Annotated in this window: 15 protein-coding genes; 12 read left to right on the top strand and 3 right to left on the bottom strand. The window is 69.9% G+C overall.

Going from position 1 to position 16,132, the window contains the following annotated elements; all coding sequences use genetic code 11:
* Positions 1-31 precede the first annotated feature (31 nt).
* The 5 genes from OH802_RS25545 (at position 32) to OH802_RS25525 (ending at position 5,656) form a co-directional block, all read left to right on the top strand.
* Positions 32-1,099: a WD40/YVTN/BNR-like repeat-containing protein gene (locus OH802_RS25545; RefSeq protein ID WP_406023211.1), complete on the top strand. Its 1,068-nt coding sequence runs from the start codon at positions 32-34 to the stop codon at positions 1,097-1,099.
* A 74-nt stretch (positions 1,100-1,173) separates the two neighbouring features.
* Positions 1,174-3,021: a dihydroxy-acid dehydratase gene (ilvD, locus tag OH802_RS25540; RefSeq protein ID WP_406023210.1), complete on the top strand. Its 1,848-nt coding sequence runs from the start codon at positions 1,174-1,176 to the stop codon at positions 3,019-3,021.
* Positions 3,022-3,027: 6 nt separating this feature from the next.
* Positions 3,028-3,591, top strand: a complete 564-nt coding sequence (locus tag OH802_RS25535; RefSeq protein ID WP_406023209.1) for a pyridoxamine 5'-phosphate oxidase family protein — start codon at positions 3,028-3,030, stop codon at positions 3,589-3,591.
* Positions 3,592-3,682: 91 nt separating this feature from the next.
* Complete coding sequence (locus tag OH802_RS25530; protein WP_406023208.1) at positions 3,683-4,903, top strand: MFS transporter; 1,221 nt, start codon at positions 3,683-3,685, stop codon at positions 4,901-4,903.
* Between the two features lie 48 nt (positions 4,904-4,951).
* Positions 4,952-5,656, top strand: a complete 705-nt coding sequence (locus tag OH802_RS25525; RefSeq protein ID WP_406023207.1) for a GNAT family N-acetyltransferase — start codon at positions 4,952-4,954, stop codon at positions 5,654-5,656.
* On the opposite strand, the gene OH802_RS25520 is transcribed toward OH802_RS25525, so the two are convergent.
* On the bottom strand, positions 5,634-6,098 hold the full coding sequence (locus tag OH802_RS25520; RefSeq protein ID WP_406023206.1) for a MarR family winged helix-turn-helix transcriptional regulator: 465 nt from the start codon (positions 6,096-6,098) through the stop codon (positions 5,634-5,636). The genes OH802_RS25525 and OH802_RS25520 overlap by 23 nt on opposite strands.
* A gap of 59 nt (positions 6,099-6,157) precedes the next feature.
* On the opposite strand from OH802_RS25520, the gene OH802_RS25515 reads away from it, so the two are divergent.
* From OH802_RS25515 to OH802_RS25505, 3 genes are all read left to right on the top strand, one after another.
* Positions 6,158-7,414 (top strand): multidrug effflux MFS transporter, encoded by a 1,257-nt coding sequence (locus tag OH802_RS25515; protein WP_406023205.1) that lies wholly within the window; start codon positions 6,158-6,160, stop codon positions 7,412-7,414.
* Between the two features lie 71 nt (positions 7,415-7,485).
* Positions 7,486-7,803 (top strand): SHOCT domain-containing protein, encoded by a 318-nt coding sequence (locus OH802_RS25510; RefSeq protein WP_378836921.1) that lies wholly within the window; start codon positions 7,486-7,488, stop codon positions 7,801-7,803.
* A gap of 46 nt (positions 7,804-7,849) precedes the next feature.
* Positions 7,850-8,260: a VOC family protein gene (locus OH802_RS25505; RefSeq protein ID WP_406023204.1), complete on the top strand. Its 411-nt coding sequence runs from the start codon at positions 7,850-7,852 to the stop codon at positions 8,258-8,260.
* Between the two features lie 10 nt (positions 8,261-8,270).
* On the opposite strand, the gene OH802_RS25500 is transcribed toward OH802_RS25505, so the two are convergent.
* Positions 8,271-9,608 (bottom strand): ABC1 kinase family protein, encoded by a 1,338-nt coding sequence (locus OH802_RS25500; RefSeq protein WP_406023203.1) that lies wholly within the window; start codon positions 9,606-9,608, stop codon positions 8,271-8,273.
* 54 nt (positions 9,609-9,662) lie between these two features.
* Between OH802_RS25500 and OH802_RS25495 the strand changes: the two genes are divergently transcribed.
* Entirely contained in the window at positions 9,663-11,783 is a 2,121-nt protein-coding gene (locus OH802_RS25495; protein ID WP_406023202.1) for a prolyl oligopeptidase family protein, read from the top strand.
* Positions 11,784-11,796: 13 nt separating this feature from the next.
* Here OH802_RS25495 and OH802_RS25490 read toward each other — a convergent pair whose 3' ends face one another.
* Positions 11,797-12,279 (bottom strand): nitroreductase/quinone reductase family protein, encoded by a 483-nt coding sequence (locus OH802_RS25490; RefSeq protein ID WP_406023201.1) that lies wholly within the window; start codon positions 12,277-12,279, stop codon positions 11,797-11,799.
* A 366-nt stretch (positions 12,280-12,645) separates the two neighbouring features.
* Between OH802_RS25490 and OH802_RS25485 the strand changes: the two genes are divergently transcribed.
* From OH802_RS25485 to ilvC, 3 genes are read left to right on the top strand one after another with little or no spacing between them, the layout of a single operon-like run.
* A complete protein-coding gene (locus tag OH802_RS25485; protein ID WP_406023200.1) occupies positions 12,646-14,397 on the top strand; it encodes an acetolactate synthase large subunit in 1,752 nt (583 codons plus the stop codon).
* Positions 14,397-14,960 (top strand): acetolactate synthase small subunit, encoded by a 564-nt coding sequence (ilvN, locus tag OH802_RS25480; RefSeq protein ID WP_183546677.1) that lies wholly within the window; start codon positions 14,397-14,399, stop codon positions 14,958-14,960. The genes OH802_RS25485 and ilvN overlap by 1 nt, the downstream gene beginning before the upstream one ends.
* Before the next feature lie 34 nt (positions 14,961-14,994).
* A complete protein-coding gene (gene ilvC / locus OH802_RS25475) occupies positions 14,995-16,020 on the top strand; it encodes a ketol-acid reductoisomerase (RefSeq protein WP_160024591.1) in 1,026 nt (341 codons plus the stop codon).
* The last annotated feature ends 112 nt before the right edge of the window (positions 16,021-16,132 follow it).

The raw sequence follows: 16,132 nt of genomic DNA, 5'->3' as shown, positions 1-16,132 counted from the left end.
ACAGAAGGCGGGCGGGTGGATGCTGGAAGGCATGGGTACGCAGCTGCTTGTCGGGACCCGCAAGGGTCTGTGGATAGGGCGCTCTGACGACGCCCGGCAGGACTGGGACTTCACCGGTCCGCACCATGACATGGAGGAGATCTACTCCGCCATGATCGAGCCCGGGACCGGGCGAGTCCTTGCCGGATGCTCCTCGCTGTGGATGGGTGCGCTGGTACGCGCCTCGGCCGACGGCGGCGAGACCTGGACCGAGACCTCGATGTCGTTCCCGGAGGACGTCGACGCGAGCCTGGCCCGGGTCTGGCAGCTCCAGCCCGGGCTGCCGGAGGGCACGATCTGGGCGGGCGTCGAGCCCGGTGCGATCTTCCGGTCGACCGACGGCGGAGCCAGCTTCTCGCTGGTGCGAGGGCTGTGGGACCACCCGCACCGCACGGAGTGGAACGAGGGCTTCGGCGGGCAGGCGTTCCACACGATCCTGCCGCACCCCACCGACCCCGACTCGGTGACCGCGGCGATCTCGACCGGCGGCGTCTACCAGACCCGCGACGGCGGGGAGACCTGGGAGGCGCGCAACAACGGCATCATCGCGGTCTTCCTGCCCGAGGGGCAGCAGTACCCCGAGTTCGGCCAGTGCGTGCACAAGGTCGCCCGACACTCCTCCCGTCCCGAGCGGCTCTACCTGCAGAACCACGGTGGCGTCTACCGCTCCGACGACGAGGGCTTGTCGTGGAAGTCCATCGCCGACGGGCTGCCCACCGACTTCGGCTTCGCGGTGGTCGTCCACCCGCAGGAGCCCGACACGATCTTCACCTTCCCGATCGGCGCCGGCGAGTCCCGCTACCCACCGGAGGCCAAGCCGATCGTGTGGCGCTCGCGCGACGCCGGGGACCACTGGGAGCCGCTCGACAAGGGCCTGCCCGACCACTTCTACGTCGGCGTCATGCGCGACGCGATGTGCGCCGACGACCACGAGACCGCCGGTGTCTACTTCGGCGCCCGCAACGGCTCGGTCTGGGCCTCCGCCGACGCCGGTGAGACCTGGCGCGAGATCCTCCGCGACATCCCCGACGTGATGGTTGTTCGGGCCGCGAAGGTCTGAGTCCCGTCCGGGACCGACAGTCCATCGCGTGGCGCGTGTCAGAAGACCTGTGCCGACGGGTCTAGCCTTCTGGCATGCCCACTCTTCGCTCCGCAACCTCGACCTCGGGCCGCAACATGGCGGGTGCCCGCGCGCTGTGGCGCGCCACCGGCATGACTGATGACGACTTCGGCAAGCCGATCATCGCGATCGCCAACTCGTTCACCGAGTTCGTGCCCGGCCATGTCCACCTCCGTGACCTCGGCAAGATCGTCGCCGAGAAGATCCAGGAGGCCGGGGGAGTAGCGAAGGAGTTCAACACGATCGCCGTCGACGACGGCATCGCGATGGGCCACGCCGGGATGCTCTACTCGCTGCCGAGCCGCGAGCTGATCGCGGACGCGGTCGAGTACATGGTCGAGGCGCACCGCGCCGACGCGATCGTGTGCATCTCCAACTGCGACAAGATCACCCCCGGCATGCTGCTCGCCAGCCTGCGCCTCAACATCCCCGTCGTCTTCGTCTCCGGCGGCCCGATGGAGGCCGGCAAGACGGTCGCCGTCGAGGGCCTGGTCCACGACAAGCTCGACCTGGTCGACGCGATGGTGCTCTCGGTCAACGAGGCGGTCAGCGACGAGCTGCTCGACACCGTCGAGCGCTCCGCGTGTCCGACCTGCGGCTCCTGTAGCGGCATGTTCACCGCCAACTCGATGAACTGCCTCACCGAGGCCATCGGCCTCAGCCTGCCGGGCAACGGGTCCACCCTGGCCACTCACGCGAAGCGCCGCGCGCTCTTCGAGGAGGCGGGACGTACGGTCGTCGAGCTGTGCCGCCGCTACTACGAGGAGGGCGACGAGTCCGTCCTGCCACGGAGCATCGCCAGCCGCAGCGCCTTCGAGAACGCGGTCGCCCTCGACGTCGCCATGGGCGGCTCGACCAACACCGTGCTGCACCTGCTCGCGGCCGCGCGTGAGGCCGAGCTCGACTTCAACGTGCACGACATCGACGCGATCTCCCGTCGGGTGCCGTGCCTGAGCAAGGTCGCGCCCAACAGCCCGAAGTACCACATGGAGGACGTCCACCGCGCCGGCGGCATCCCCGCCCTGCTCGGTGAGCTGCGCCGTGGCGGCGCGCTCAACGAGGACGTCCACACCATCCACTCCGACACCATCGACGAGTGGCTGGGCACCTGGGACATCCGCGCCGAGAACCCCAGCCAGGAGGCGCTCGACCTCTTCCTCGCCGCACCGGGCGGGGTGCGTACGACCGAGGCGTTCTCCACCGAGAACCTCTGGGCGAGCCTGGACACCGACGCCGCCGAGGGCTGCATCCGCGACTTCGAGCACGCCTACTCCGCCGACGGCGGGCTGGCGATCCTGTCGGGCAACATCGCCCCCGACGGCTGTGTCGTGAAGACCGCCGGAGTTCCCGACGACTGCCTGACCTTCACCGGCACCGCGATCGTCTTCGAGTCCCAGGACGCCGCGGTCGAGGGCATCCTCGCCAAGAAGGTCGAGGCCGGCCACGTCGTGGTGATCCGCTACGAAGGCCCGAAGGGCGGGCCGGGCATGCAGGAGATGCTCTACCCGACCTCGTTCCTCAAGGGCCGCGGTCTGGGCCAGAAGTGCGCGCTGATCACCGACGGCCGCTTCTCCGGCGGCACCAGCGGCCTCTCGATCGGCCACGTCTCCCCGGAGGCGGCCGGTGGCGGCCTGATCGCCCTGGTCGAGGACGGCGACCAGATCTCCATCGACATCCCGAACCGCTCGATCTCCCTCGACGTCGACGACCTCGTCCTCGACCAGCGTCGCGCCGCTCAGGATAAGCGGGACAAGCCCTACACCCCGGCCGACCGGGACCGGAAGGTCTCCGCTGCGCTGCGGGCGTACGCCTCGATGGCCACCTCCGCCTCCGACGGCGCCTACCGCCTCGTGCCCGAGTAGACGGGCGTGGGAAAGGTTCATGCCCGCGTCGAGGGGCGGCTGCGGGAGTTCGTCGACCGCCAGGTCGTCTTCTTCGTAGCCACCGCAGCGCTCTCCGAGGAGGGCCACGTCAACCTGTCGCCGCGGGGCATCCCGGGCACCTTCGGGATGCTCGACGAGCTCACCTTCGCGTGGGTCGACGGCACCGGGAGCGGCAGCGAGACGATCGCGCACCTGCGTGAGAACGGCCGGATCACCGTGATGTTCTGTGCCTTCGACGGGGCACCGAACATCGTCCGCTTCCACGGGCGTGGCCGGGTCGTGACCCGCTACGACGAGGAGTACGCCGACCTGGCCGGCCGCTTCACGGACCTTCCCGGTGCCCGGGCGGTCGTCGTCGTGGACATCGAGCGGGTCTCGGACTCCTGTGGCTTCGCCGTCCCGCTGATGTCGTACGTCGGCGAGCGCGACCTGCTCCCGGCGTACTTCGAGCGCAAGGGGGTCGAGGGTTCCGCCGAGTATCGGCACCGCAAGAACCTCGTCAGTCTCGACGGGCTCCCGGCGTTCGACTTCGACCCGGCACCTGAATAGCCGTCTTCGCGACTGTCGAAACCGGCGGCAACCGTTCGTGGCATGGGTGAGGGGCCGACACGGCGGCCCACCTGATGCGGGAGTGGTTGCGATGTCGGATCGATGGAAGCGGAATCTGCTGGTCTTCCTAGGCGGCCAGACGGTGTCGTCGTTGGGATCGATGATCGTCGGGTACGCGGTGATGTGGCACCTCACCGTCGAGACCGGGTCGGCCGCGGTGCTGACCCTGAGCGTCGCGGCCGGGATGCTGCCGCAGGCGGTGGTGTCGGTCTTCGGCGGCGTATGGGCCGACCGGCACTCGCGCAAGCTGTTGATCATCGGGGCCGACTCGGCGATCGCGGTGGCGACCTTGGTGCTCGCGCTGCTGATGCTGAGCGGTGTCGGTGACCTGTGGATGATCTTCGTCGCGATGGCGGTCCGCTCGGCGCTGGCCGGGATCCAGGGGCCGGCGGTCAACGCCATGCTCCCGCAGATCGTCCCCGCCGAGCACCTGATGCGGGTCAACGGCGCCCAGCAGACGATCCAGTCGGGGATGATGCTGTTCGCGCCTGCGGTCGCCGCCGCGGTCTACGCCAGCACCGGCATCGTCGCGGTCTTCTTCATCGACGTGGTGACGGCCGTGGCCGGCGTACTCCTGCTGCTTCTGGTGCCGGTGGCGCGGATGGTCCGCTCGACCGAACCGGTCAGCTACTTCGGCGACCTCCTCGCCGGGGTGCGGTACGTCAAGGGGAACCCCTCCGTGCGCTGGGTGATGGGTCTCGTGGCCGTCGTCATGTTCATGGCCGGCGCCCCGGCGCACCTCACGCCGCTGATGATCACGCGCAGCTTCGGCGACGAGGTCTGGATGCTGAGCGTCAACGAGCTGTTCTGGAGCATCGGGATGGTCGTCGGCGGCGCGATGATGGCCGTCTTCGGGCCGCGGGTGAAGCGCCGGGTGCGGCTGATGGTGGCCGCCTCGGTCGGTGTCGGGGTGCTCGTCATCGGTCTGGGCGTCTCGACCGACTTCTGGGTGTTCTCGGTCGCCGGCCTGGTGATCTGCGTCCTCTTCCAGACGCTGCTGGTGCCCGCCGCGACGGTTCTGCAGGAGCAGGTCGAGGACTCGATGCGCGGCCGGGTGTTCGGGTTCTACGGGATCGTCATGTCGGTGTCGATGCCGGTCTCGATGATCGTCTTCGGGCCGCTCGCGGACAGGTTCGCGGTGGAGTCGGTGATGGTCCTGGCCGGGGTGCTGCTCCTGGGCTGCCTGGTCGGGATGCTCGCCCTCGGCAGCGCTCGGCGCTCGCTCGCCACGGTGGACGCGGCCGCCTCCTGAGCGCGGCCTCCTGAGCAACGGTCACGGCGGTCGGAGACAATGACCGCCGTGACCGATTTCTCCTATCCCGTTGGTGCTGTCGTCGAAGGCTGGGAGGTGCGGCCGTGGCCCGAGCCGGTGACCCTCGAGGGAAGCTACGTCCGGGTCGCGCCACTCTCGTCGGCACAGTATTCGGACCTCTACACCGCGGTCTGCGGCCCCGAGGACGCCGACCTGTGGACCTACCGGCCGATCGCGATGCCGACCTCGCTGCAGGACCTGTGGATGCACCTGGCCGGGCTCGTCGACGCGGCCGACGTCGTGCCGTTCGCGTTCGTCCCGAAGGAGGGGGAGCGGGAGGGCCGGGCGACCGGGGTCGCCGGCTACCACGCGATCAACCCGGCGAACGGGAGCATCGAGGTCGGCGGGGTGCTCTTCGGGTCCGCGCTGGCCCGCACCAGGGCAGCGACCGAGGCGATCCACCTGCTCATGCGGCACGCGTTCGACACGCTGGGCTATCGGCGCTTCGAGTGGAAGCTCGACTCGCTCAACGAACCGTCCCGGCGGGCCGCGGAGCGGCTCGGGTTCAGCTACGAGGGCCGGTTCCGCAACCACATGGTCGTCAAGGGCCGCAACCGCGACACCGACTGGTTCTCGGTGACCGCCGAGGAGTGGCGAGGCGTTCGGGAGGGTCACGAGCGCTGGCTCGCACCCGACAACTTCGATGCCGACGGTGGTCAGCGGGTTGCGCTCAGCGACCTGACCCGGCGCTGAGCCTGCCGCGGTTGGCCGCGACGAGGTCGCGGATGGCGCTGAGCCGGGCGGTGAGCTCGGCAAGGTCCGGCTCGCTGGCGGCCGGGGCGAGCGCGTCGCTCCACACCGCGCGCAGCTGGCGCAGGTTCTCGGCGGCGTACGGGGTCGGGGTGACGACCTTCCCCCGCCGGTCTCCCTGACCCTCGGTGCGCACCACGAGGCCGCGCTCCTCGAGCTTGCGGAGCGTGGCGCTCATGTTGGGGCGCTGCATGCCGACGTCCTGGGCGATCTCGCTGGGGGTGGCGCCGGGGTGGCGGTCGACGTAGCGCATCACCGCCTGCTCGCCCGTCGAGAGCTCGGTGATCTCCGGGTCGCGGATGTGGTGGCGTTCGATGTCACGGGCGAGTGTCGCGACGATCTCCGCGAGGTCGGCGAGCTCGTCGGCGTCGGCGCGGGTAAGCATGCTCACAGTCTAATGGTTGCGCTTGGATAATTATGAAAACATAACTAATGTTGCGTCACATGACCTCGCCCGCCGCCACCTCCACCCTCGAGCCGCCGTCTCGGCCTGCCGTATCCGCGATCGGGCCGGCGCTGCTGCTCGTGCTCGCCCTTCTCTCCGCCGTCGCGCCCTTCGCGACCGACCTCTATCTCCCGGCGTTCCCGGCGATGGTGACCGACCTCGGCACCGACGCCACGAGCATCCAGCTGACGCTCACGGCGTTCCTCGTCGGCGTCGCCGTGGGCCAGCTCGCCTTCGGGCCGCTCTCGGACCGGGTCGGGCGACGTACGCCTCTTCTCGTCGGTGCCGCGGTCTTCGTGCTTTCGAGCCTCGCCACCGTCTTCGCGCCGACCGTCGAGCTCCTGGTCATGGCCCGGCTCGTGCAGGGTCTGTCCGGGGCCGCGGGCATGGTGCTCGGCCGCGCGATCGTCTCCGACCGCGCAGACGGGCCCGCCGCAGCACGCGCGATGAGCCTGATGATGGTCGTCGGCGGCGTCGCCCCGGTCGTGGCGCCGCTGGCCGGCGGCTTCATCGCCGGGCCGCTCGGCTGGCGCGGTGTGCTCGCCGTCGTGCTCGCGATCGGGGTACTGATGCTCGTGGCGGTCCTCGCGGTCGTGCGCGAGTCGCTGCCGCCCGTCCGCCGCGCCGAGCTCCGCGCCGCCCGGGTCGACCAGGGGTCGGTGGCCGGTGAGCTCGGCTCGCGGGGCTACGTCGGCCACACGCTGGCCTTCGCGTTCGGGTTCGCGGTGATGATGGCCTACATCTCGGCCTCGCCGTTCCTCTACCAGGAGATGATGGGCCTCAGCGAGATGGCGTACGGCCTGCTCTTCGGCCTCAACGCGCTCGCCCTCATGATCGTCAGCGCGGCCTCGGCCAACCTCGCCGGCCGGGTCGACGTACGCCGCCTGGTGGGCCTCGGGCTCGCGGTCTCTCTCGCTGGCACCGTGCTGTTCCTGGCCATCGCGCTCACCGGCCTACCGGTCGGTCTCCTCGCCGTCACGGTCTTCGTCGCGGTCGCACCCCTCGGCCTGGTCTTCGGCAACGCGACCGCGCTCGCGCTCGAGTCGGTGCCTCGTGCCGCCGGCAGCGCCTCGGCCCTACTCGGCGCCCTCCAGTTCGGGCTCGCCGCGCTGGTCTCGCCGCTGGTCAGTCTCGGCGGAGAGGGCACCGCCGTGCCGGCCGCGATCGTGATGGTGACCTCGGCGGTCATCGCCTGTGTCGCGTTCGTTCTCGCGGGGCGGCCTACGCACGATTGCGTACGCAGCCCCCGCTCCTGAGCCGATGTGCGGGCGGCTCGCGCGCAGCAGTCTGGAGGGCATCGAGAAGCCCAACAGACAGGACACGAGCAATGAGCATCAACGAGACCGTGGCAACCCTCGCCGTGACCGGCGACAACTGGGGTCCGTGGCGCGAGAACGGACCATGGCAGGACGGGGGAGGGCCGCCGGCGTTCTGGCCGATCTTCCCGATCCTGTGGTTCCTGGTGATCGCGGCGATCATCACCGCGGTCGTCCTCTTCAACCGCAAGCGGGTGGCCGAAGGGCCGCGGCGCGCGGGCGAGGCGAGGCTGGCCGAGAGGTACGCCGCGGGCGAGATCGACGAGAACGAGTACCGCGCTCGTCGTGACGTCCTGCGCGAGAAGCCGGGCCGGCCCAAGGAAGCCTGACAGTGGAGGCCTGACGCCCTCGCTGGTCCATGGCAGTGTGGCTGCCATGGACCAGCGCATCAGCTTCATCACCCTGGCCGTCGCCGACGTGGCGGCGAGCCGGGCGTTCTATGTCGACGGCCTCGGCTGGACCCCCGAGATGGAGGCGGACGGGGTGCTCATGATCCGCGTCGGTGAGCACGTCATCCTCTCGCTGTGGGACCGGGGCGAGTTCGAGGAGGAGGTCGGCAAGATCGCCGTCGCCGACGGCGTGGCGCCGTTCACCCTCGCCCACAACGTCGCCACCCGCGAGGAGGTCGACGACGTCCTCGAGCTCGCCCGGTCGCTCGGGCGGGAGGCCTCGGTCGCCGAGGAGCGGGTCTGGGGCGGCTACACCGGCTACTTCGCCGACCCCGACGGCGTGCGCTGGGAGATCGCCTACAACCCCGGCCCGGTCGGGCAGACCGTGCTGCCCTGACCGCGGAACCTCAGTCCGCGAACCCGGGCAGATACTCCTCGAGGATCTCCCGGAACGGCGCCTCCGCGTTGAGCTGCGCCAGCACCCCGAGTCCACCGAGCCAGACCCGGTGGATGAGCAGGTAGGACGGCGGCAGGTTGAGCTTGAGGCCGACCGTGTAGGCGGGATCCTTGGGGTCGTTGATCCGCTTGAACTCCTCCCGCATCCACTTCCGGGTGAACCGGAAGCGCTCCTCCAGCGCCGGGGTCACGAACGGCGCCAGGTAGTCGAGCACGTGCTGCGGCTCGACCTTGATGCCCTCGCGGATGAAGCCCACGTCGCGCAGGCCCGCGACCAGGGCGTCCGCGTCGCCGGTCGCGGCGATCCGGATCAGCCGCCCCATCGGCTCGGGGAAGCCCCGCTCCGGGAGCCGCGCGGCGAGCCCGAAGTCGAGCACGGCCATCCGACCGTCGGGAAGGACCCGGAAGTTGCCCGGATGCGGGTCGGCGTGGAGCATCCCGGTCAGTCCGGGCGCGGAGAACCAGAACCGGGCGAGCAGCTCGCCGTAGTGGTCGCGCTCCTCGGGAGTGCCCTCGGCGATCATCTTCGCGATCGAGCCCTCCGACTCCACCCACTCGGTGACGAGCACCGAGGGTCCCACGGCGACGACATCGGGGACGTCGATCAGGGGATGAGACGCATAGGCCTCGGCGAAGACGTGCTGGGCCTCGGCCTCCTTCGGGTAGTCGAGCTCTTCGACGACCCGCTCCTGCAGCTCGGCGACCAGCGCCTTGACGTCCATCCCGGGCACCACCGCGTTGCCGATCGCCGCGACCCGGCCGATCTGGCGCAGGTCGGCGCGCAGCGCCTCGTCGGCGCCCGGGTACTGCACCTTCACCGCGACCTCGCGACCGTCGGACCACCGGCCCCGATGCACCTGCCCGATCGAGGCCGAGGCGGCCGGCTTGTCGGAGAGCTCGATCAGCTGCGAGGCCCAGTCCGGTCCGAGGTCGCGGGCCAGCAGGCCGCGTACGATCCCGGTCGGCATCGGGGGAGCGGAGTCCTGGAGCCGGGTGAGCTGGGCGCGGTAGTGGGCCGCCTGCGACTCCGGCAGCGCCGCCTCCATCACCGAGAGCATCTGCCCGAACTTCATCGCACCACCCTTGAGCTCGCCCAGGGTGCGGAACAGCTGGTCGGCCGTACGCTGGTGCACGTCGGCCAGCACCGCCTCGGCGGGCTTGCCCCCGATCCGCTTCCCGAGCCCGAGCGCCTTGCGCCCGGCGTACCCCATCGGCAGCGCGGCCAGCTTCGCCGTCCGTGTCGCCGCTCGCCGCGGCAACCCCTTCGACGACCCCTCCGCGTCACTCATGTCGCAATTGTGCCTGTCGGCTGCAACTTGCACACCGCGAAGTAGCCTTCCGGCATGACCTCTGAGCTGACGATCGTGACCCCGCTCGACCCCGCCGGGGAGGACCCGTTCGGCTGGTTGGAGGAGGTCGAAGGGGTCGAGGCGCTGGCCTGGGTCCGGGCCCGCAACGAGGAGGCTCACGCGAGCGTCGGTGCCGACCCCGTCTTCGCCAAGATCGAGGCGCAGATCCTCGAGGTCCTCGACTCCGACGACCGGGTGCCCGAGGTCTCGCGCCTCGGCGAGCATCTCTACAACTTCTGGCGCGACGCCGACCACGAGCGCGGCATCTGGCGGCGCACCACGCCGGCGTCCTACCGCACCGACGATCCCGAGTGGGAGATCCTGCTCGACCTCGACGCGCTCGCCGAGGAGGAGGGCGAGAGCTGGGTCTGGCACGGCGCCTCGGTGCTCCGGCCCGAGCCAGGCGAGCCGTGGCGCAAGGTGCTCGTCGACCTCTCCCCGGGCGGCTCCGACGCCGACGTGACGAGGGAGTTCGACCTGGTCACCAAGGCTTTCGTGAGCCCGGCCGACGGTGGCTTCACCCGCGCCGTCGAGCAGGGCGGCGCCAAGGGCGCGCTCTCCTGGTGCGGACCCGACGCGGTCTACGTCTACACCGACTTCGGCCCGGGCTCACTGACCCCGAGCGGCTACCCGCGGATCGTGAAGCTGTGGCGCCGTGGCACCCCGTTCGAGGACGCGGCGGTGGTCTACGAGGGCACCGACGAGGACATGTACATCTCCGCCCGACGCATCCACACCCCCGGTTTCGAGCGCGATCTGGTCAGCCGCTCGATCGCGTTCTACAAGTCCGAGACCTACGTCGCCACCGACCCCGGCACCCCCGAGCAGACCCTCACCAAGCTCGACATCCCCGACTCGGCCGAGGCCGGCTTCCACCGTGAGTGGCTGGTCATCGAGCTCCGCGACGAGTGGACCGTCGCCGAAACGACGTACGCCGCCGGCTCGCTGCTCGCGACCGACGCGGAGCGGTTCCTGGCCGGTGAGCGCGACCTCACCGTGCTCTTCGAGCCCACCGCGAAGACCTCGCTCGCCGGGGCGACCTGGACCCGTAACCACCTCGTCCTCAACGTGTTCGAGGACGTCAAGAACCGGCTCCATGTACTCACCCCGTCGCCCTCCGGCGAGTGGACGCGCTCCGACTTCCCCGCGACCGACCCGGTGGCCGCGGTCGGCACTCGTGCCGTCGACGCGGTCGAGTCCGACGAGGTCTGGGTCGTCACCAGCGGCTACCTGACCCCGGCGACGTACGGGCTGACCGAGATCGGCGCGGAGGCGATCGAGCCGCTCAAGTCGGCGCCGGCCTGGTTCGACACCGACGGGCTCCGCGCCGAGCAGCGCTTCGCCACCTCGGCGGACGGCACCCGGATCCCCTACTTCATCGTCGGCTCCGAGGCCGCCCTCGCCGGACACGGTCGACCGGCGCCGACGCTGCTCTACGGCTATGGCGGCTTCGAGATCCCGATGACGCCGGGCTACTCCGCCGGCGTCGGCCGGTCCTGGCTCGGCGAGGGCGGCGTCTATGTCGTCGCCAACATCCGCGGGGGAGGGGAGTACGGCCCGGCCTGGCACCAGGCGGCGCTGAAGGAGAACCGGCACAAGGCGTACGAGGACTTCGCCGCGGTCGCCCGCCACCTCGCCGAGACCGGCGTGACCGACGCCCAGCACCTCGGGATCCAGGGCGGCTCCAACGGCGGGCTGCTGACCGGCAACATGCTCACCCTCTACCCCGAGCTGTTCGGCGCGGTCGTGATCCAGGTTCCGCTGCTGGACATGAAGCGCTACTCGCATCTCCTTGCCGGCGCGAGCTGGATGGCCGAGTACGGCGACCCGGACGTGCCGGAGGAGTGGGAGTTCATCAAGACCTTCTCGCCCTACCACCTGCTCGACGCTGCCAGGACCTATCCGCCCGTCCTGCTCACCACCTCCACCAAGGACGACCGCGTCCACCCCGGCCACGCCCGCAAGATGGCCGCGCTCCTGGCCGCGACCGGCAAGGACGTCACCTACTACGAGAACATCGAGGGCGGCCACGGCGGCGCCGCCAACAACGCCCAGTCGGCCCACCTCTCCGCCTTCGCCTGGACCTTCCTGCGCGAGCGGCTGGGTCTGGCCTGATCCCGGAGGCGGGCTACGACGGTTCGGTGGGCTCCAGGACCACGACGGGGGTGGGGTGCGAGCGGCGAGCGGCGAAGTCGTCGAGCTCGCCCCATCCGTCGTCCACGGCTGCCAGCAGCTCCCAGAGCCGGTCGCGCTCGGGCCCGACGGCCTCGCGCGCACGCACCTCGCGTACGCCGCCCTCGACCGTCTCCACGCGCGCCTCGGGAAGCGCCTGCAGATTGAGCCACCACGCCGGAGCCGGATCGGCCCAGCCGTTCATGGCGAGCGTCGCGTAGCCGGACCCGTCGGGGACGTAGGAGACGATGACCGAACGCTCCTGTCCGGTGCGGCGCCCGACCGTGGTCAGCCGGAGCATGCCGGCCCGGCCGGCGCGTGGGCGGCGCAGGAAGCGGGCTCCGCCCGCGGCGTACAGCCGGCGGTGGAACCACCACGCGGCGCGGATGAACCAGTGTGGCGGCAGCCACGGGGACTTCTGCTTCTCGTCGGTCGACATCGTTGCCTCCATGGGGCAGTCAGACCCGAGATCCACTTGTCCGGCCAGCGTATCGACGGCCGCGGGCCGGTCGCCTCGGTGAGAACCCTGAGATCCGCCCCAGCCGAACGACTGACAGATACTGGGACGGTGATCTCAGATCATGGGACGCACGATAGGGTTGGGTGACACGGCGCGACACATGGGGTTAACGTGTGGGCATGCTGAACAGCATTCTCGTACTTATCAGGCGCGTCGCCTAGGAGCCACTGGCCCCAGACGACGCGTCTCCCTCCGTTGCCCGCCGGGCCGGAGGGTTTTTTGTTGCACAAGCGACAGACCACGAGATCCCATGAGTAGACAGCTCTGATGAGTAGGACGGCGGACATGAGCGAGCAGATGACAGGCGCGCAGAGCCTGATCAAGTCGCTGGAAGCAGCGGGGGCCGAGAACATCTTCGGCATTCCGGGAGGAGCGATCCTTCCGGCGTACGACCCGCTGATGGACTCGAAGATCCGCCACATCCTCGTACGTCACGAGCAGGGCGCCGGCCACGCCGCCCAGGGCTACGCCGCCGCGACCGGCAAGGTCGGGGTCTGCATGGCCACCAGCGGCCCGGGCGCGACCAACCTGGTCACCCCGCTCGCCGACGCCAACATGGACTCCGTGCCGATGGTGGCCATCACCGGCCAGGTCGGCGCGGCGATGATCGGCACCGACGCCTTCCAGGAGGCGGACATCCGCGGCATCACGATGCCGGTCACCAAGCACAGCTTCCTCATCACCGACCCCGCGGAGATCCCGCTGCGGGTCGCTGAGGCCTTCCACCTCGCCTCCTCCGGGAGGCCGGGTCCGGTCCTCGTCGACGTCACCAAGTCGGCGTTGCAGGCCACCACCACCTACCGGTGGCCGACCGAGCTCCACCTGCCGGGCTACCGCCCGGTGACCAGGCCGCACGCCAAGCAGATCCGCGAGGCGGCGCGCCTGATGCTGGAGGCCAAGAAGCCGGTCCTGTACGTCGGTGGCGGCACGATCCGCTCCGGCGCCCACCGCGAGCTCCTGCGGCTGGCCACGCTCACCGGGATCCCGGTGGTGACCACCCTGATGGCGCGCGGCGCCTTCCCCGACTCCCACCCGCAGCACCTCGGCATGCCGGGCATGCACGGCACCGTCCCCGCCGTCGCCGGCCTGCAGAAGTCGGACCTGATCATCAGCCTGGGCGCCCGCTTCGACGACCGCGTCACCGGCAACCTGGACTCCTTCGCCCCCAACGCCAAGGTGATCCACGCCGACATCGACCCGGCCGAGATCGGCAAGAACCGCTACGCCGACGTCCCGATCGTGGGCGACGTGCGTGAGGTCCTCACCGACCTGATCGCGGTGCTCACCGCCGAGAAGGAAGCCGGCAAGGAGGGCGACTACGAGGGCTGGGTCGCGTTCATGGCCGGGATCAAGAAGGCGTACCCGCTCGGCTACGACCTCCCCACCGAGGGCCTCTCGCCGCAGTACGTCATCGAGCGGCTCGGCAAGATCTCCGGCGAGGAGACGATCTTCACCGCCGGTGTCGGCCAGCACCAGATGTGGGCCGCGCAGTTCATCGACTACGAGCACCCCAACACCTGGATCAACTCCGGCGGCCTCGGCACGATGGGCTACTCCGTCCCGGCCGCGATGGGCGCGAAGGTCGGCTGCCCGGACTCCACGGTGTGGTCGATCGACGGCGACGGCTGCTTCCAGATGACCAACCAGGAGCTGGCCACCTGCGCGATCGAGGGCATCCCGATCAAGGTCGCGATCATCAACAACGACAACCTCGGCATGGTGCGCCAGTGGCAGACGCTCTTCTACGGCGAGCGCTACTCCAACACCAACCTGCAGTCCCACGGCCAGCCCAAGCGCATCCCTGACTTCCCCAAGCTGGCCGAGGCCATGGGCTGCGTCGGCCTGGCCTGCGACTCCGCCGAGGATGTCGACGCCACCATCGAGAAGGCCATGGAGATCAACGACATGCCCGTCGTCGTCGACTTCCGGGTCAACAAGGACGCCATGGTGTGGCCGATGGTCGCCGCCGGCTCCTCCAACGACGAGATCCAGTACGCGCGCGACCTCGCGCCCGAGTTCGACGAGGACGACCTCTGATGAGCATCCAGCCCGTGAAGACCGGCGGCAAGCACACGCTGAGCGTCCTGGTCGAGAACAAGCCCGGCGTCCTGGCCCGCGTGGCCGCGCTCTTCTCGCGCCGCGGCTTCAACATCGAATCTCTCGCGGTGGGCCCGACCGAGCACGACGAGCTCTCCCGCATGACGGTCGTGGTCAATCTCGAGAACACCCCCCTCGAGCAGGTCACCAAGCAGCTCAACAAGCTGGTCGAGGTGATCAAGATCGTCGAGCTCGAGCCTGAGACGCGCGTCCAGCGCGCCCTCATGCTGGTCAAGATCACCGCCACCACGGAGACCCGCAGCCAGGTGCTCGACACCATCCAGCTCTTCCGGGCAAAGGTCGTCGACGTGTCCACCGACACCGTCGTCGTCCAGCTCGCCGGCAACACCGGGAAGCTCAACGACTTCCTCCGGGTCATCGAGCCCTTCGGCATCCGTGAGCTCTCCCAGTCCGGCATGGTCGGCATGGGCCGCGGCTCCCGGTCGATCTCCGAGCGCAGCCTGCGATCCGTGGCTGTGCCCGCTCCGCCTTCCGCGGTCTGAACCCCTATCAAACACAACTAAAGGAGAAGCCCTCGTGGCTGAGATTTTCTACGACGACGACGCCGACCTCGCGCTGATCCAGGCGAAGAAGGTTGCCGTCATCGGCTACGGCAGCCAGGGCCACGCCCACGCGCTCAACCTGCGTGACTCCGGTGTGGACGTGCGCATCGGCCTGCAGCCCGGTTCGAAGTCGACCCCCAAGGCCGAGGAGGAGGGCTTCAAGGTCCTCGCGCCGGCCGACGCCGCCGCCGAGGCCGACGTGATCGTCATCCTCGCCCCCGACCAGCACCAGCGTGGTCTCTACAACGACCAGCTCGCGCCCCACGTGACCGCCGGCAAGACCCTCGTCTTCGGCCACGGCTTCAACGTGCGCTTCGGCTACATCAAGGCGCCCGAGGGCGTCGACGTGATCCTGGTCGCCCCGAAGGCCCCGGGCCACACCGTCCGTCGTGAGTACGTCGCCGGCCGCGGCATCCCGGACATCATCGCCGTGGAGCAGGACGCCTCCGGCTCCGCGTGGGACCTCGCGAAGTCGTACGCCAAGGGCATCGGCGGCACCCGCGCCGGTGTCATCAAGACGACCTTCACCGAGGAGACCGAGACCGACCTCTTCGGCGAGCAGGCCGTTCTCTGCGGCGGCGTGTCCCACCTGGTCCAGGCCGGGTTCGAGACGCTGACCGAGGCCGGCTACCAGCCCGAGATCGCCTACTTCGAGGTGCTCCACGAGCTCAAGCTCATCGTGGACCTGATGTGGGAGGGCGGCATCGCCAAGCAGCGCTGGTCGATCTCCGACACCGCTGAGTACGGCGACTACGTCTCCGGCCCGCGCGTCATCGGCCCGCAGGTCAAGGAGACCATGCAGCAGGTGCTCGCCGAGATCCAGGACGGCTCCTTCGCCGCCCGCTTCATCGCCGACCAGGACAACGGTGCGGCCGAGTTCCAGAAGCTGCGCGAGGAGGAGGCCGGTCACCCGATCGAGGCCACCGGCAAGGCCCTGCGCGCCCACTTCTCGTGGAGCCAGTCCGACGACGACTACACCGAGGGGAGCGCAGCGAGGTAACGAGCTCGCGAGCGCCAGCGAGCGTTGGCTCGTTCGCCGAGCAAGCGACCCAGCGTCCCGAAGGGGCGCTCGGGCTCAGCCGCCCGCTGATCCCGCTGTTCGTCAAAACCCA

The organism is Nocardioides sp. NBC_00850 (genome assembly GCF_045207335.1).
In the GTDB taxonomy this organism is placed as follows: Bacteria; Actinomycetota; Actinomycetes; order Propionibacteriales; family Nocardioidaceae; genus Nocardioides.
The sequence above is the reverse complement of the archived record's forward strand: the minus strand, read 5'-3'. Positions and strand labels throughout refer to the sequence as shown.

Bases quoted from the DNA above. Each gene is read 5' to 3' on its own strand.
- OH802_RS25510 (WP_378836921.1), top strand. From the start codon at position 7,486: ATGAGCATCAACGAGACCGTGGCAACCCTCGCCGTGACCGGCGACAAC.
- OH802_RS25495 (WP_406023202.1), top strand. From the start codon at position 9,663: ATGACCTCTGAGCTGACGATCGTGACCCCGCTCGACCCCGCCGGGGAG.
- ilvN (WP_183546677.1), top strand. From the start codon at position 14,397: ATGAGCATCCAGCCCGTGAAGACCGGCGGCAAGCACACGCTGAGCGTC.
- ilvD (WP_406023210.1), top strand. From the start codon at position 1,174: ATGCCCACTCTTCGCTCCGCAACCTCGACCTCGGGCCGCAACATGGCG.
- OH802_RS25490 (WP_406023201.1), bottom strand. From the start codon at position 12,279: ATGTCGACCGACGAGAAGCAGAAGTCCCCGTGGCTGCCGCCACACTGG.
- OH802_RS25530 (WP_406023208.1), top strand. From the start codon at position 3,683: ATGTCGGATCGATGGAAGCGGAATCTGCTGGTCTTCCTAGGCGGCCAG.
- OH802_RS25485 (WP_406023200.1), top strand. From the start codon at position 12,646: ATGAGCGAGCAGATGACAGGCGCGCAGAGCCTGATCAAGTCGCTGGAA.
- OH802_RS25515 (WP_406023205.1), top strand. From the start codon at position 6,158: ATGACCTCGCCCGCCGCCACCTCCACCCTCGAGCCGCCGTCTCGGCCT.
- OH802_RS25520 (WP_406023206.1), bottom strand. From the start codon at position 6,098: ATGCTTACCCGCGCCGACGCCGACGAGCTCGCCGACCTCGCGGAGATC.
- OH802_RS25545 (WP_406023211.1), top strand. From the start codon at position 32: ATGGGTACGCAGCTGCTTGTCGGGACCCGCAAGGGTCTGTGGATAGGG.
- OH802_RS25505 (WP_406023204.1), top strand. From the start codon at position 7,850: ATGGACCAGCGCATCAGCTTCATCACCCTGGCCGTCGCCGACGTGGCG.
- OH802_RS25500 (WP_406023203.1), bottom strand. From the start codon at position 9,608: ATGAGTGACGCGGAGGGGTCGTCGAAGGGGTTGCCGCGGCGAGCGGCG.